General features: G+C 33.7%; 14 protein-coding genes. 9 read left to right on the forward strand and 5 right to left on the reverse strand.

Annotated elements, in window-relative coordinates; genetic code table 11:
- Positions 1-378 precede the first annotated feature (378 nt).
- The 7 genes from GCQ56_RS12050 (at position 379) to GCQ56_RS12080 (ending at position 8047) form a co-directional block, all read left to right on the forward strand.
- Entirely contained in the window at positions 379-477 is a 99-nt protein-coding gene (locus GCQ56_RS12050) for a helix-turn-helix transcriptional regulator (protein WP_152734727.1), read from the forward strand.
- Between the two features lie 45 nt (positions 478-522).
- The gene (locus GCQ56_RS12055; RefSeq protein WP_152734728.1) at positions 523-912 is read left to right on the forward strand and encodes a hypothetical protein; all 390 of its coding nucleotides are present in this window, start codon (positions 523-525) and stop codon (positions 910-912) included.
- Between the two features lie 165 nt (positions 913-1077).
- Positions 1078-1557: a hypothetical protein gene (locus GCQ56_RS12060; RefSeq protein WP_152734729.1), complete on the forward strand. Its 480-nt coding sequence runs from the start codon at positions 1078-1080 to the stop codon at positions 1555-1557.
- 121 nt (positions 1558-1678) lie between these two features.
- The gene (locus tag GCQ56_RS12065; RefSeq protein WP_152734730.1) at positions 1679-3244 is read left to right on the forward strand and encodes a rhomboid family intramembrane serine protease; all 1566 of its coding nucleotides are present in this window, start codon (positions 1679-1681) and stop codon (positions 3242-3244) included.
- Between the two features lie 327 nt (positions 3245-3571).
- Entirely contained in the window at positions 3572-5692 is a 2121-nt protein-coding gene (locus GCQ56_RS12070; protein ID WP_152734731.1) for an RNA-binding domain-containing protein, read from the forward strand.
- 799 nt (positions 5693-6491) lie between these two features.
- On the forward strand, positions 6492-6833 hold the full coding sequence (locus GCQ56_RS12075) for a hypothetical protein (RefSeq protein ID WP_152734732.1): 342 nt from the start codon (positions 6492-6494) through the stop codon (positions 6831-6833).
- Positions 6834-7132: 299 nt separating this feature from the next.
- Positions 7133-8047 (forward strand): carboxypeptidase-like regulatory domain-containing protein, encoded by a 915-nt coding sequence (locus tag GCQ56_RS12080; RefSeq protein WP_152734733.1) that lies wholly within the window; start codon positions 7133-7135, stop codon positions 8045-8047.
- A 691-nt stretch (positions 8048-8738) separates the two neighbouring features.
- Here the strand turns inward: GCQ56_RS12080 and GCQ56_RS12085 are convergent.
- Positions 8739-9287 carry a fused DSP-PTPase phosphatase/NAD kinase-like protein gene (locus GCQ56_RS12085; RefSeq protein WP_152734734.1) on the reverse strand — a complete coding sequence of 183 codons (549 nt, stop codon included), beginning with the start codon at positions 9285-9287 and terminating at the stop codon, positions 8739-8741.
- Between the two features lie 172 nt (positions 9288-9459).
- Here GCQ56_RS12085 and GCQ56_RS12090 point away from each other — a divergent pair, with 172 nt between their 5' ends.
- Positions 9460-9903 (forward strand): DMT family transporter, encoded by a 444-nt coding sequence (locus tag GCQ56_RS12090; protein WP_152734735.1) that lies wholly within the window; start codon positions 9460-9462, stop codon positions 9901-9903.
- A 138-nt stretch (positions 9904-10041) separates the two neighbouring features.
- Positions 10042-11382 (forward strand): erythromycin esterase family protein, encoded by a 1341-nt coding sequence (locus tag GCQ56_RS12095; protein ID WP_152734736.1) that lies wholly within the window; start codon positions 10042-10044, stop codon positions 11380-11382.
- Between the two features lie 94 nt (positions 11383-11476).
- On the opposite strand, the gene GCQ56_RS12100 is transcribed toward GCQ56_RS12095, so the two are convergent.
- From GCQ56_RS12100 to GCQ56_RS12115, 4 genes are all read right to left on the reverse strand, one after another.
- On the reverse strand, positions 11477-12631 hold the full coding sequence (locus tag GCQ56_RS12100) for a DUF418 domain-containing protein (protein ID WP_152734737.1): 1155 nt from the start codon (positions 12629-12631) through the stop codon (positions 11477-11479).
- Between the two features lie 87 nt (positions 12632-12718).
- Entirely contained in the window at positions 12719-13837 is a 1119-nt protein-coding gene (locus GCQ56_RS12105; protein ID WP_152734738.1) for an AraC family transcriptional regulator, read from the reverse strand.
- 50 nt (positions 13838-13887) lie between these two features.
- Positions 13888-16449, reverse strand: a complete 2562-nt coding sequence (locus tag GCQ56_RS12110) for a M1 family aminopeptidase (RefSeq protein ID WP_193323773.1) — start codon at positions 16447-16449, stop codon at positions 13888-13890.
- 133 nt (positions 16450-16582) lie between these two features.
- Positions 16583-17383: a DUF1338 domain-containing protein gene (locus GCQ56_RS12115; protein ID WP_152734740.1), complete on the reverse strand. Its 801-nt coding sequence runs from the start codon at positions 17381-17383 to the stop codon at positions 16583-16585.
- Between the last annotated feature and the right edge of the window lie 25 nt (positions 17384-17408).

Genomic DNA, 17408 nt, shown 5'->3' on the forward strand with positions numbered 1-17408 from the left:
TGCATAGCGGCATTGTCCAACTATGTTTTATCCTTTATTTGGAATTATTCTGAGATTTAAAACTCGGTACTCTTAATAATGTTTTGTTAATTTTAGAAAACAAAAGGATAAAACACTTTTACGTTAGGCAAAATACTAGGGAGTGATAACGATGCACGAAATAAAGATTTGTAACAAACGGTGGATTATTTAAGAAAGGATATTTTCATTAAAGATTAATGGATTATTAATGACTAGACAATTTCACATCTCTGCTATGGCTTAAAAAGCTAATTACTAAGTTGTTATCGGTGAGTGTCGTGAGAATGTCGTGTTTTTGTAGTTGGAAAGTTACCCTAATCAGTCAGACATTTGTCTCAAATTAAAAACGAGAAAAAAATGGAAACAGGAAAACTTATTAAAGAATTACGGATAAAAAAGGGTTTGACTCAGGAAGAACTGGCTGGCAGAACTGAGATCAGTTCAAGAACCATTTAACGAATAGAAAATGGGGAAGTAGACCCACGAGCATACACACTTCAAATGATTGCAAAAGCACTTGAAGTTGATTTTAGCTTATTTGTAGATAAGACAAATAATGATAAAGAAATTCAGGAGGTAAATAACAACAATTGGTTAGGACTTTTACATTTTAGTGGATTGTTACCTCTATTCTTTCCAACATTGATTCTTTGGAATAAAAGAAAAAATAAAACCAAAGAAATGACAATTCATTTCAATGCAACTCTTAGTATGCAACTATGTATATTAGGAATCAGTTTGGGAGGTTTATGGGTTTATTGGAAGATAAATATGTTAACACCATTTATAGGAGGCTTGCTAGTTGGTGCATTATTTTCAATCTTTAATGCACTTAATATAATGAATGGAAAATCCTTTATAAATCCATTTATTAAGAGTGGAGAAAAATAATTAAAAGATAACGAAGTACTTTGCCTAACAAAAATATAGTGCATTTGGCAGATACTGCTAATATTGAAGATAGTAGCAATAAATAAGCATAATGGTAAGTTGAAAATATGGAGCGTTGAATGCCAAACGAACCATATTCAAACCGTCAGACAACATTGAAAAAAAATGATACCAGATAAATCAGAAGCAAGTATAAAGAATGGAAATTGGTTCATTCATAATGATGAAATGAATACTATCCAAATTTGGGGTTCAAATATAAATGGAAAGGAGAAGGTGTTTTTAAATAATGAACTTGTGTCTGAACAAAGAAGTATGAAGATGCAAAGCTCACATAACTTTCAAGATGAGAACGGACAGAGATACGAAGTTAAATTTGTAACAGAAAATATGTGGAAAGGCATTCTTAAATGCACAATAAAAAAAGAGGATACAGTTCTTAAAGTCTTTAAAACAAAATATATAAATGGGAAAAACTTTACATTAAAAAACTTTCTGATTTTGATAGTGACATCAGCTCTTTGGGGATTTGTAATGGCAACATATAATCTTTCATTTTCGACTGTGATTATCTTCCTATTGTTTGTTTTAATAATTTATTTTAAAACTAGAGATAATGGTGAAATTTTAATTGAAGAACAATAAGGATTGTTTTGGACTTTCAAAGTCGAATCATAACAACACCTTTTACCGCGATAGTGAAAATTAACAAGTAGATGCTAGTTATAACATAGTTAGATTGCATTAGAAAAACATTCTGCAATAAATGAAAGAAATATCACTTAAACTAAGATACATCTATGGTAGATACCTTCTGATTGGCATAGCATTCATAATTTGCTATTCCATATTTAGATGGTATTTTGATTACAAACTTGGAGTATTACATTTGAAAGAAGACTTGTTAAATTTTTGGATTCCTTTTGCTTTGTCTTGGATTCTAATTCTAATATGGTTAAGGAGAAGAATTAGATTTTTAAATGTTCGAGGAAAAAGGGATAACGGTTTTTTCTTTTACCAATTTATTGCAGTTGCTTCAATTCTTGTGCCTACAATAGTTACACAAGGGTATATTCAAGCATCAAGTAGTCAGCTGATTCAGGTTATTTCACCCTATGAAATAACTGGTGCTAGTAATATTGATTGTTATAAAATAACTGATTTTAACATCATAAAAGAATATGCTGGTGCACACAGAGCATCTCGTACAAGTGGGAGACATAATGATAAATTAAACTTTACAACTTATTTTATAGTGCCATTAGTTGACCACAACCAACAGGTAGAATTGATAAACCATAAATATTGGTATGGATTTAAGTTTACAGAAAGTATGAGCAATCATTCCAGTGATGAAAAAAAGAATACAAGATGGAGAGAGTTCTACGAAGAATGTGTAAAAAAATACGAGCAATATAATTATTCGGATTATCAATACTTGCAAGGACTTACGTATTCAGATGACAGAGATGGTTATATTGAAGCTGTTAAAGCGAGACAGAAAAATAACAGTACTGAAAACTTGATAATCCTTGAACCTATTGACGAACCTTTTGCTGATAAAGCAGGAAATAAATTTGCCTGGATTTTTGGCTCTTTCGGTATTGTGGCATTTGTTTTTTTATTAATGGTTCTTATTCCATCAATTGACTACACGGAATTTAGAAGATTTACAGACAAAAGACCGTTGCAAGATGATGGCTTAAAAGATTTTTTAAAATTTTTAGTTCCCAAAGGCGACCATTTTACAACTGCAATTTTGATTAATGCAAACTTAATAGTCTTTGTATTCTTAGTTTTTTCTGGTATCAATATAATATCAGCTACACCTAAAGAACTACTTGATTTAGGAGCTAATCGTAGATATGAAGTATTGAATGGTGAATCATGGAGACTTTTTACTTCTATGTTTCTTCATGGTGGTTTAATGCACATAATGATGAATTTAATTGGTATTGGTGCAACTTGTGCGTCAATTGAACCAATACTAGGTCGGACAAGAACATTACTGGCATATATTTTATCAGGTATTGGAGCAAGTTTAGTAAGTATTTACTGGCACGAAAATACAATTAGTGTTGGGGCAAGTGGTGCTATTTTTGGAATGATGGGAGTTATGATTGCACTTCTATTGACAAAAAAAGATGGAGGATTTGGTGGAGTATATTTGATAATCTTAGGTCTTTATGGAGGTGTGAGTTTATTATTTGGACTTCTTGGAGGTATTGACAATGCCGCTCATATTGGAGGACTATTAATGGGGATTGTAATAGGGATGATTTTAATATTGACAAATTTCAGAAAAATCACGCAAGCTAACAATGGCATATAAAACATAGCTTGCCGTAGGCACAACAAAACTAAGCCTTCCACATCCTTATAAAATTAAACGAATACATTTTAAAGCTTTGCTTTTCACTTTCACCACTTCAAACTAAAATTATTAAGCTCTTATCAACTGAGAACTTGCTAATCATCTCAAGATGCTTAGCAAGTAGTTCCCAATTACAATTAAAGTTTAGTATTTTGTTAAGCAATTATTGTTTTGTACTTTCAATGTCAAATCATAACAACACCTTTTAATGCAATATTAAAAAAATAACAAGCATTTGCTTGTTATAACATAGTTGGCTTTAATTGAAAAAAGAATCAGAATCGCATGAAAAAAGAACTAAATATTTATAGCGCAGATTTGCATGTACATACACCCGCTTCAAAATGTTATAAGGGAACAAAAGTGGACAATGAATATTTTGAAATATTAAAGTCTGCGAAAAGGAAAAAACTAGATATAATTGCAATAAGCGACCACAATAGTATAGAAGGTTACTCTAAATTATTAAATCAGAAAGCTAAAATAGAGGGTGAGATTGATATACTAAATTCATTAAATGATTCTAACCAAGCCAAAAAGAGAATTAAAGAACTTACAAAGACGCTAAATTACTACAATGGTATTTTAATTCTACCAGCTGTAGAATTCGAAGTAAATAACGGATTACACATGTTGGTAATATTCAATCCAGACACACCTTTATTAAAAATTAAGCAATTTCTAAAGGATGGCGGGTACACTTCAGATTCTTATGGCTATGAAAAATCGGATACAATCTCAAATTGGTCAATATTTGATTTATATGAGGAAGTTAAGAACTATGATTGCTTGGTTATTGATGGGCATACAGATTCTGATAAGGGAATATTAAATACTATACCTAAAGGTAATACTAGAGCTCATGCATTTAGAAACTCTAACTTATCTGGTGTTTGTTATAAAAGCGAGAAACAAAGAAAACAGCTTGAAAACACACTTAATACTTCTAAAGAATATCAACGACAAATACCTTTAGCTTTTATCAAATCATCTGATGCACATGATGCAAAAGACATTGGTAGGTCTAAATCATTTTTTAAGCTAGAACAACTTGATTGGAATTGTTTTAAAAGTTCTTTTCAGAATCCAACGGAATACATTTTTACAAATTATCCTAAAGTTCAAGATATTATTGATAATATCATAAAAACAGGAAATAATATTAACATACCTAAAATAGATACTGAAAGTCTAGATGATATAATAAAATCAATTTGCGCTTTAAATAATTCAAAAGGAGGATTTATTGTATTAGGAGCAGACGAAAAAAATACTCTCTTAGGCATTGAAGTTAAAGAAGATAAATTTGAAAATATCGAACCGAAAATTGATATTGTTTTTGAAGCAATTCAAAATATAAGTGGAATGATTAGGTTAGATTTTAATCTTTACCCCCTACAAAATGAGAGAGCTTTATTGGTATTTAAAATATTTGGTAATGATAGATTAGCAGATATTGAAGAGAATGGGATAATTTATTCTTTCGAAAATCAAAAGGTCTTAATTCTTAGTGCGGCAAAAATACAAAAGAAAATAGAAAGTTACACAGTAGAGAAAATTGAGAAAAAGATTCATAAGAATTTAGTAGACATAGAGTCTCACACCTCAAAAGTTAAAACAAGTTTAAAATCTTTGCCAATTGTTAGCTCATTCATTGAAAACTCAATACCATTAAATGCTATAGCGGAAGAAGTTGTAGTCAATGAACCTGAAAAACTGGAATTACAGGCACAACAAGAATTGATTGAATATGGTCAACATAATGAAAACGGGAAAAGTAAAGGGAACATCTTTTATTTTGAAGATGAATTTGCTCCCCGATTTAAAGATGCCGTTTTACGTTTCTCAATCCCTAAGCATTATACTAAAACATTAAACTATGAGAGTAAAAATATAGAATCAGTATACATTGCACCAGGTGGTGGTGTCTTTTACTCAAAAAGAACAATGCCTCAGTTTAATACAAAAGGTGACCCTGTTCTACAATTAAATATGAGAAAAGAAACTAACTATTCTGCAAAATTTTTAAGTGCATATTTAAAATCATCATTTTTCCTCTGGTTATTAACAAACAGACACGATAGCATCAATATTCATGAACCTTCAATTTTTACTGAATTAACAATCCCTAAAGTAGACTTTAAAAATCCTAATACTGCAAAGCTGATATCTTTTGTAGAGCAAGAAGTTGATTTAGTTCTAAAAAAGGAAAGTGACTTTCTAAAGGTTAAACTTACTCAAGAAAATAATGAAGAAGAAGTCATGAAACACAATTCAGAGATTGATAACCATGTTGTAAAAATTGATAATGCAATTTATGATTTACTTGAGTTAGATTCTGACACAAGAGAAATTATTGAAATTACATTAACCGCAAATCAGGTTTATTTGCCTATAAACAACTAAAGCCAACAAAGAATATAGGTCATTTGGCAGTTAGTGATAAATTTGAAATGAGTACAATTAATAAAAGATATAGCGGTTTGATCGGTTGGTGCTTTGAAATGCCAAATACCCTATATTCGAGCCGTCGAGAAAAACCAATGAAATCAGAGTGAAACCATTTAGAACCAATCCACTACACTTTCGAAACCAAACCAAACAATAAAAAATCACTCATCTCAAATACCCTTCTGATTAGGTGATCATTAGCGAAAAATATCCGAATTATAACTCCTCATAAAAATATTTTAAAATTATTTTACAAAAAAATATTATTGAATCAATTCTTCCGAAAGACTACTAAAATTAAAGCATAGGCTTTAATTTAAACCTCACTTTTTAGGTGATGAATCTAAGTTTTTTGCTGATAAATGAATTTTACATTTGGAATTTAAAGAAATAATTCTTTAACTTTATTATAGAATAAGAACCAGAGCATTAATTCAAGCTAATTCATAATAACGAATTAGAAGGCTCTAATTCTCTAAAAGTTACTTCCGGAAGAACTTTTTACATTGATTCTGCAGAACCAATACTATAAATCCCACCAAAAAATAAAGAAGTAAGACGCCCCTTATTTCTGAACTGAAGATTTTGATTGCTAATTAAGATTTGAGGTTTGTAAGCGAATTATATTGTATGCCATAGTAAAGGCAAATTGCAAGGCTTTGTTGTTTGTTCAACAGTCTGAAAAAAAATTGTGAGTGTCACAAAAGGTTTTGTTTCTCCCATACACAGATGTGCGCGAGCAAGAGAATTTTTTGTGAGAGCCACAAAAGGTTTTGTTTTTGACTTAGACAGTTGTGCGCGAGCAAGAGAATTTTTTGCGAGAGCCACAAAAGGTTTTGTTTTTGACTTAGACAGTTATGCGCGAGCAAGAGAATTTTTTGTGAGAGCCACAAAAGGTTTTGTTTTTGACTTAGACAGTTATGCGAGAGCAAGAGAATTTTTTGTGAGAGCCACAAAAGGTTTTGTTTTTGACTTAGACAGTTATGCGCGAGCAAGAGAATTTTTTGTGAGAGCCACAAAAGGTTTTGTTTTTGACTTAGACAGCTATGCGCGAGCAAGAGAATTTTTTGTGAGAGCCACAAAATTAAAGCTTTAAAGCTTAGATTCTTGCTATAAATTGCGCTTGTTGATTTTATTAAGTGTTAGCTATTCTAATGAAGAAGAGGTGTTTGTTGCTAATTTTTAAGCGCCTCGGAGTATGGCATCTTTTTTAGATCAAGCCAACAATTGTAGCGTAGCAAAAATCGTAAATACAATTGATTTCAGTTTTTAAATGAACCATGAAGTCGGGTATGAGCGAAGCGCCATTTAAGTAAGTTGTACTAATTAGTAGGCTTGGAATCTTATCTAATTCATTTGGATTCAAAGCATTTAAAAAATAAAAATTCTGAAGCTATGAATAAAAAAAATGTTCCGATTCAAAACATGATGTATCAGATCAACGATTTCGTCGATGTGAATAAAACCAAGCTGGAAGTCATTCCTTTGGTTTGGACTACTATCACCAGCCTCTTGCAATTGGGCGATCAGTTTAACGCGGCAATTCGTCAGCAGGCAATCGATATTGGTGGTTATACCCTTACTAAAAAAGAGAGTAAGGAGAACCTGGCAGGCAGCCTGATTAAGGTGCTCAACCTTATCTACAACGATTGTTTGCAGAAGAACGATTTGATTGATATGAACAATTACAAATCGACACATAAAAAGTTGATGCGTTTGTCCTACTCCAGGCTTCTCTCCAAATCCATATCAACGATAGCTTATTGCGAGGCTCATACCGAATCTTTGGCTGAAATGGGCATTTCAGAAGACATGCTACAAATCTTAAAAAACGATTCATCAGTTATGGAAACCTATATTGCCATACCGCAGGAGATGATTAAGAAGAGGGAAGAGGCTGGACTAAAAGTAGAACAATTGGCACGTGAAATAGATCAACTGCAAACCAATCAATTGAATAAGTTGATGGAGAGTTTTTTCAGCACATCCGATCCCGAGCTGTATACAGCTTATCAGCAAGCCGTGAAGCGAGAAAAACCGGGTAGTAGAAAAATGGCTCTTATCGGATCAGTTAAAGATATAAATACCAGGCAGCCAATCAAACGGGTGCATATTCTGATTTCCGAGGCAGATATCGATCATGTAGTAAAAGGTGAAAAAGGTGGTTTCCGTATTGCTCAGCTCGAAGCCGATACCTATCAGGTTGAAATCGTGGCAACCAACTACATCACCAAACAGTTAACACTGGTTCACAATTTTGGCGAAACCGATCGTTTGGATATTCTATTAGAGCCTGAGCCAGTAGCATAAATATCATATATAAGCTATTCATGCTGTGTTTCCCTTTATTCTTGGTGGGATAGGGTGTGATACAGTAGTTTAAGGTGCAATTGGTCGTGATTGCACCTTTTTTCTGCTCATCTTCTTAAACCTAACTATCATTTAGATCTAATTCCATTTATAAGCTATAATTACTGCACTTAAAACTCAGAAAAAGAATAATCTTGTGATTAATTGCATTATACAAGCTGCTATTTTGAGTGCCACGAAGTCGGGTTTGGGCAAATAGTCCAATAAATTAAGTTATGAAAGTCAACATTGCATTTAAATAATACCTTTGAAAGGCAAATAAACCAGATTACCTTTTCATTACTACATACTAAAGCTAAAACCTTCATCTGTAACGGGTGGAGGTTTTTTATACTTTATCTATATCCTTTGGACAATAGAATATCATTCTATTTTCAGACAGCTTTTTGAAAAAAAATAGCTAGTAAACGTAACATTTCGTATGGATAATTACGTATAAAGCTGTTGGAGAAAAACAATTGCTAGAAATAGCAACGAAAAATCCCTTCTCCTTATTACATACATACTAAAATAAGAACCTTCACCTGCTTTGGTGGAGGTTTTTTTATGATTCATTCTAAAGTGAATAGAAAAAGAAAAGCCATTTCGCGATAAGAAATGACTTTAGGTAAAGAGTATTGTTCTACTTATTTTAATTCACCATTTCCAAGCTAATTTCCGTATCAAGCATTTTCTCGAAAGGCAAAGAAAACTTTATCTGACGACCAATTGTAGCTGCTTCGTTTGCCGAGTAGCCTTCGTGTTGAATCAAGTAAGCCATAAATAAGATGGTCGCTCTACCTGCACTACGACAGTGAATTAAGAGTTTCTCATCTCCTTTAATCAATTTCTCGAATTTCGCCAGGTTTTCAGGCGTGTAATCTTTCGATCCGCCAATTGGCAAAGAGTGATATTCAAAACCCAGTTCTTCAGCAATGTTTTGTTCACTATAGGCATAAGCCGAGTAATCCTTATTTTCTTTTTCTGTGCGCAGGTTAATGATCTTGTTTACACCTTGCGATTTGTACCAACGCAATGCCTCTAAACTTGGTTGCGCACTCAAATAATAGTTTTGATATTTAAACGACCCTTTAAAATCTTTGATGATTTCAACAGAATCTGTTTTTATCATTTTGTCCTGTGCCTGCAAACTGCTAGCTAAGAATAAGCTTACTAGTAAAAATAGAGTGGATATTTTCATCGTATTTAAGTATGTATTACTGATTATTTAAAATGGAAGCCAAACATCGCTAAAAAAATAGATTTTGGCAAGGAGAATTCTTACCTATCTGCTTCTCTCTTTATATGATGGAATACTTGTGGATGCTTGCGTGTAATAATTCCTTATTTTTGCCAAAATAAACGATATACTTATGAGATATTTTCTGATGATACTCGCCCTGGTGGTTGGTTGTTTATTGCCTATACAGGCAAGTATTAATGCCAAATTGGGAACTTTTCTTAAAGCACCTTTAATGGCGGCTTTGGTCAATTTTATAGTTGGTGGTTTTATTCTATTGATGGTTATAATTGGAACACGTACGCCCAATAACATCATTTTAGCGATTAAAGAAGCCCCTGTATATGCTTGGATTGGAGGTTTGATGGGATCAATTTATGTTGCTTCAATTATTTTCCTGGTACCGCGATTGGGTGCCGCCTTAAGTTTTGGACTAATTGTATGTGGACAATTGGTTTTTTCATTAATTCTGGATCATTTCGGATTGTTTGGTGTTCCTGTGCAACCTGTAAATTGGGGACGTATTGCTGGTGTTTTATTGATTCTAGGAGGGATATTGGTGATTCAAAAGTTTTAAAGTACCAATGCATCAGGGATACAAAGAAGTTCTATATTGCTTTGTGTTACTTCGTGAATGATTTTCCTGTACTTTGTAGTGATTATTTTCTAATTTTAAGTCTTCCGAAAATCAGTACCAAAGCCTAAACTCAATTCTATGTCTCGATTAACTTTAAGTGTGACAACAATTCTCCTGATTCTTATTAGTATTTCATGTTGCGATAAGAAAGAGATTTCCAGTGAGAAAGCTTTTATTGAATGGGGAAAGCAGCATGCAGTTTCTCTAAATTCTTTAAATCCAACAGATGATAACGAAGATGTAAAAGCGATTGCAGATGCTATTGGCGATGCCAGAGTAGTTGCCATTAGCGAAGGATTTCACAACTGTAAGGAGATGATGCAGCTGCACGAACGATTGATCCAGTATCTTGCAAAAGAGAAGGGATTCAATACGGTAATGACAGAAAGTGGTTTCCCGGAATCGCGCATGGTTTACGATTTTATTCATGGCAAAGAAGTGCAGGGAGATGTATATACCGAAGGTTTTAATAAAATGTATGGCGCCTGGAAAGAAGGTCGCAGTTTAATCGACTGGATGCAAGAATACAACCAATCTCACGATAATGTATTGCGATATTATGGTGCCGATATAGGTGGATTTTATACCAACTGGTATCCTCCTGTAAAACGAATTACCGATTACTTGAAAGCAGTTGATCCAAACTATGCAAAGCAATTGAGAAAACGTCTCGACCCGATCTTAAAAATCATGGGAAAGGAGAAAGCGAGAGTCAATTACCAGGAGAAACTCAGTGCAGAGCAAAAAGCAAATTTGGCTATCATTTTAGATGAGGCAGTAGCTCATTTTGATCGAAACAAAGAACAATTGCTTATCAAATGGAACGAAGAGGAATACCAATGGGCTAGACAGAGTACAATTGCCATGCGCATGGCTGAGAACTATTATAGGAATTATTCCGATAGAAAGGGCAAAGCTCCACATCGATATGTCGGCTTGAATGGGAGAGAGTTGATGATGTCACACAATGTGCTATGGGCTTTAGAACAAAGAAAAGAGGCGAAGATTATCCTGATCAATCACGTGATCCATACCAAAACCAAAAGTCAGAAACAGGATGATGTTTGGGGCTATTTCACACCTATGGCTCAAATTATCAAGCAAAATCTGGGCGACGATTTCTTTGCAATAGGAATGTGTTACGGAGGTGGGAAATTTTGGAACAAATGGCAAAAACCTGCCGATCGTTTTGTCGACGATATTCAGCCTGCGAAAGAAGACGGAATGGAAACAACTATGAAATCTATTTCCGATAAACCCTATTTCATACATTGGGAAAAAGCACCAGCAATTGCACAGCCATGGTTGAATAACGAATTAACTCTGCGCGAGAACGATTACTATACACTAATGGAACCAATTGAATGGAATGCCTGCATTTATTTGGATGAGGTGAATCCGGGAACCGAGCTTGAGTAATCGTATAAATACTGAAAAGAATAAGTGAGCTAAATTGGTTAACTCACTTATATCACTTCAAGGTAAATGTAAAACAGTCTAACTGTTTTAGGGATTATTGTTTGTTGCAATTTTTGCCATAAGTCAATCGTCTCCAAACTCCTTCTAAAGGACCAAATTGGTATTTTCTCAACCAGAGTTTACTGAATGTAATCTGAAATTGAAGGATAAGAATGGCAATTAAAAATATCATGTAAAGAGGTAGTTTGGCAAAGTATGCAAACCCAACTCCATAAAATATCAGAATACAAATTACCGATTGCATAATATAATTGCTTAGTGCCATGCGTCCCATTGGCGCTAAGCCTTTCAGAAGCTTTTGTCCTCTCCGGGTTTCCATTATCATAGCGATAAGCGAGATGTAACTAAGGGCTAAAAATAAATTTCCGATGATACTAAATGAATAGGATACATAAAACATGAGGTAAGTGCCTATTAGTCCTATAATTAAGAATAAAAGAAGATATTTTGCCTTTCGTGCTTTCTCCGATAAGAACCCAATTCCAAATAAGTAAGCACCTAACAAGAATAATAGTAGTGTACTAGGCGTTACTCGCATATACCTGGGAATGGTCCATAGAATTGACATTTGTTTTTTAGTAATGAACCACATACCGGCAAATCCCTCATTTCGAACTTTATCAATTAAATCGTTTGGACTTACACCCGGAAGTTCAAATTGCGCAATGCGTTCAGTACTTTCAACAGAAGTTGCTGCTACACTTTGATAGTAGGCTACCGAAAAATGAACAAGAAATAACAATACGGCTACAATTAAATATGTTTTTGGTTTCATATTACGCATTGGAATCAATAAAAATGCGAATAAAGCATAAATGGTAACGACATCTCCAGCCCAAAAAGTAGAGTGAAGTACGCCAATAAGTATGAGAACAAACATGCGCCAACTAAAGAATTTCAAAAAACCATCTTGCTTGCTTTTGCGAAATTGCATGAACAAACCAGCACCAAAAAGAATCATTAAAATTGGGTAAAATTTGCCTTGTATAACAGAGGCGGCAATCATGGACAAAGATTCATTTAAACTAGCCATAGGCATGTTATTCAAATCGGATATTGGAGTAAAAACATGACCGCTTAAAATAATAATATTAGATAATAGTACGCCGGCTATGGCAAAGCCTCGAAGAACATCGAGCAGTTCAATACGATTGGCAGCTTGAGTAGGATAGAAGTTATTTCTCATCATTAATAAGTTTTGTTATTTGATGAGCAAATATGCTTGATCTGAAGATAGCAAGGGTCTCATCTTTATAATATGAGACCTCTTTAGAGCCTAATTCATAGCTTCTTTCTTATATTGAGTTGGTGTTACTCCTGTGTATTGTTTGAACAATCGGTTAAAGGTGGCTTTCGAATTAAAACCACAGTCAAAGGCAATGGCAACAATGGTTAAGTTTTTATATTCATCATCTATTAGTCGTCTTTTTGCCTCATTAATTCGATAAGTATTTACAAAATCATAAAAATTCTGATTCAGATTATTGTTGATTGTATATGACAAAACATGAACAGGTAAGTTCAGTTTTATAGCAATGTCTTGAATTCGAATTTCATTGTTTAAATACACTTTTTCATTTTCCATATAGCTGATGAGGATATCTGTGTATTTTTGTGCTGATTTTTCGGATGTAATTTTTTTGGAATCACTTGAAGATTCAAATTTCTTTCCACTTTGTGGCTGAACACTTACGAAAATACTTCCCTGATTAATGCCATAGTATCCTATTACGATAATAAAAGCGATAAAAGTAAACTTGATTGTCCATGACACATAATAAGGGATATCAAGATTCGTGAAATTGAGTGCATAAACATTAACACAATCAATAAACCAAATCGTAATTACTCCATACAACAGTTTACGCATCCAGCCAAGACTTATTTTATCTGTAGATGAATGAGTATTCTGTAAATATTCTTTGTGTCCGTTTAGTATTTTAAGGATCCAAATGAAATAAACCGGTGCCGATAAATATTGCAGGAATGTGCCAATGGAAAGATTTAATGGCAGATTAATAAATTTATCTGTGAAGTAGAGCCATTTTTCACTATCCTCGCGAAAAGCAAAAGGCAATATGATTAGAAATGTTCCCAGTATGGGAAGTGAATGATAAAACAACTGTTTCTTCGTTATCTTTCGTCCAATTAATGAGGTAACGTAGAAATACAATAATGGTCCATAAGTAAGTGCAACTAAAGTGATGCATAGGATAATGTTTGGATGGCTTTTCCACAAAGCATATTTAACTGAGTAAATGTTTAGTAAGTATAAGCAAATCACAAAGAAGAAAGCTGCTAAAAATTTATCAGCAGTTTTCCTTTGCTTTTTTGTTATTAGCAATAGTGAGAATATAAGGGCTTGAAAAGCTCCCAAACCAACAAATAAAAACATCTTGTTCTACTTTATAATCCGATTAATATTTACTCAGTTAAATTGACTGTTTATTCTGTTTTCCTCAATACCAAATCTCCAGTCTGAAGTATTTTTAATTTTAAATTTTCAGGATAATCAGGTCTTTCTTCTAAAAATTTTCGAGTGATATCTCCAGCTTCTTTCGATTGGTGTCCGCTATAACTTGCACTTAGCCAATTGTAAGGAAAGAAAATATCGCCAGTTACCTGGATTTCTTTCAATAACTCCAATGCTTGAGGCAGGTAGGTCAATGCTTCCTTTTCTCTTAGCGGATGATTCAAATAACGTAAACCTTCCAATGCCCAACGTTCAATTTGTCTGTTCTCTTCATTCTTTAAACTTTCAAAAAATGCTTTGCGAATTTCAGGATCGGCAGAAAGGGAAGGGGCAACGAATTTCATTTTCTTTTTACGATCTGGATTTTTGATTCTTTCAGTTTGTGTTTTGATCAACTCATCAGACTTCTCGGGCATCTTTATTGCAAGCTTGCAAGCCAATGCTGTTGCTTTAGTTTCGGAAAGAGAAAATCCGCCAATGGCAATTTCTTCCTTCCAAACTTTGTAAAGCTGATCTAATTTCTCAGGGCTTTGTGCAATACTAGAAAAGGCAGAATACAGACTTGATTTTTTGCTCATGTCTTTTTCTGTACTTAAACGAATCCAAAGGCTTTCTTCCAGTTTTGCACCTATTTGCTTTCTTTCAGCGGCATTTAAATCTAACCAATAGGCAGATTTCAAATAAGAAAGCAAGCGTTCTAAAATCAGATTGTTCTGCTCTTTTTCAATTTGTCTTTCCAAAGCGAGAACAAATTCACTGCCGCTAATAAATCCTTCACGTAGGTTTTCATAAAGGTTGATTAAGGCAATTCCTCTGTGTAAATCATCTGTTACGGCATGAAGGTTTTCTAATAGAAATTGTTTGCTTTTTTCATCCAATTGGAAAAATCCATAAGCATCACCTTTTCCATTTGCAATAATGTAATCAGGAATTTCCAAGCCATTGGTTTCTTTTATAGTAAGTTCTGGCTTGTCCATTTTAACTTTAAAATGTTTGCTGTCTTCTTTATAACCCAAAATTAAATTCAAATCCTGTGTCCAGTCTCCATCATTTCCTTTGGTATCTTTTTGTGCGATTTTAAACTCGCTTATCTTATCATTGCTGGTGCTAATATTGTTGGTAAGCTGAGGTCTTCCTGCTTTGTCAACCCAAACCTTGCTCCACTCCTTTAAATCAAATTCTGTGGTTGCATCCAGAATTGCAATCAAGTCTTCCCAACTTGCATTTCCATAGGCATACTTCTTCATGTATGTTTGCAATCCACTTTTTAAAGCTTCTTCACCTGTTATATTTTCCAGCATGTTCATCACAATTGGCGATTTGTGATAGATAATTGCTCCATATACTGTTCCGGCATCTTTCAAATTTGGCAATACCTGATTTACAGGATTGGCTCCATTTGTTCTGTCAACACTAAATGAACTTGGAAAATGAGCCATCTGGAATTTTAGATTGTGATTCATTTCCGGAAAACTGGGATTAGTGATTTTATCAGCAAGAAAATTAGCAAATACTTCTTTCAACCAAACCTGATCGAACCATTTCATAGTTACCAAGTCGCCAAACCACATGTGTGCAGTTTCATGCGCAATTAAGTTAGCACGAGCCAACAATCTGTTTTTGGTAGCATTTTCATCCAAAAACATTCGGGAAGCATTATATAGAGTTGCACCGGTGTGTTCCATTCCTCCATACTGGAATGATGGTATTACTACGATGTCGTATTTTGCAAAAGGATATGGTACGTCGGTATAATCCTCCAACCAATCCAAAGACTGAAACAACAAGTTAAAGATTTCATCGCTGTTGCGTTCTAGTTTCTCCTGATCTGTTTCGCGATGATACATGGTGTGCTTTCTTCCATTGTGCTCTCTTGTTACCGTTTCGAATTTACCGGCTACAAAAGAGAAGAGATAGGTTGGAAGTGGCTTGGTTTTAGAAAATTTATAATGACTTTTGTTTTCTTTATCCACCTTAGAATCCAGTTTGCCATTTCCCATTGCTTTCCAATGTGATGGAACGCTTAAATTTAATTGAAATGCAGCCTTAAGATTAGGTTGATCGAAACATGGAAAAGCTGTTCTGGCTCTGTCTGGAACAAAAAGAGTATATAAAAATTCATCGTTACGATTTAAGGAGGTGTTTCCTGCAGTAAACTCAATTTGGATTTTATTTTGTCCTATTATTAGTTCTTCTTTTGGAATGATTAGGTGTTCCGATTCAAATCGATAGTTAGAAATCTCACGATTACAAATTACCTTATGAATCATATTTGCCTTTTCTCTAAAGTCAATTTGTAAATCCTGATCTGTTGATAGCAAATCAAAACTGATGGTGTTTTTTCCAGGAATTTCGTCGTTTTTAAATTCAGGAATATCAAAACTCAATTCATATACTAAATTGCTAATGTTTGCTTTTCTGTAATCGGCTAATGCTTTAGCTACTCCAGCTTCAACAGGTAGAGATTGATTGTTATTTGTACATGCAGTAATCAGCATGCAAATCAAAATCATTAGTGTTAGTTGTTTGTTCATTTTGGTTTTTGTTAGTTGTTCGTACAAATATAATAGAGAGCTCGCCATATATGACTAATGATGTTTACTATTTTAGACAAAAAAAGAGCAAAACTCAAATTTGAATTTTGCTCTCTTAATTAATTGACTGTCTTTATACCTCTCTAAAGTTTGTACTGTCGAATATTTTATTGGCATTCGCTGCAATGAAACCAGAAAAGATTTCACCTTGCTCATTAGGATAACGAATGGCAAATTCATAAAAACAAGCAGGGATATCGTATTCTCCTTCTTCAAATTCAAACTTAATTATCTCTGAAAGTGTAGAAGACTGTTGCAATAATTTTTCAGGAGTTCCTTTAATTTCTCCTCCTGAAGTGTTCATCTCAAAGCCATTGTCTTTCAAAAATTGATTTACTTTTTCAATGGTATCGTATTTTTTAAGTGCATTAATGCTAACTGTAAAATGATTTACTCTAAAACCATGAACTAACAGCCAGGCTGCATATTCTGATTCTTTTCTCAGGTATTGGTAATCAGCATATGTTGGTTTTCCCCAAACACAGCCTTTATGGATTAAATCCGGATCTCCATAATAAGCATTGCCTACAGAATTGATTCTTCCTTTTATGACTTTTTGAAATTCTTCAGAAAATTCTGATAAAATCAACTCGGAAATGAAAACTCTTGGAGCATCTTCGGTAGGATGTTCTAAATGTACAGCATTTAAATGCTTGTCTTCAAATTTGTATTCTCCAACAAATTCGTATCCGGCTTTAAGGAATTTCTTTGCTAAAACCTGAATATTCATTCTTGGATCATCAAAGGTTCTAAAAGCTACATGATCGTTTACAACCAATTCGTTTTCTTCGGTGAAAAGATTATGAATGGCTTGAGCAGAAGGATTCTGAGCAGTGTATTCCTTCCATAGGTCCTTAAATAATTGTTGTTGCATAAGTTAGAGTTTTATTTTTTCGTTA

Origin of the sequence: Marinifilum sp. N1E240 (assembly GCF_009295825.1) — a bacterium.
GTDB classification, from domain to species: domain Bacteria; phylum Bacteroidota; class Bacteroidia; order Bacteroidales; family Marinifilaceae; genus Marinifilum_A; species Marinifilum_A sediminis.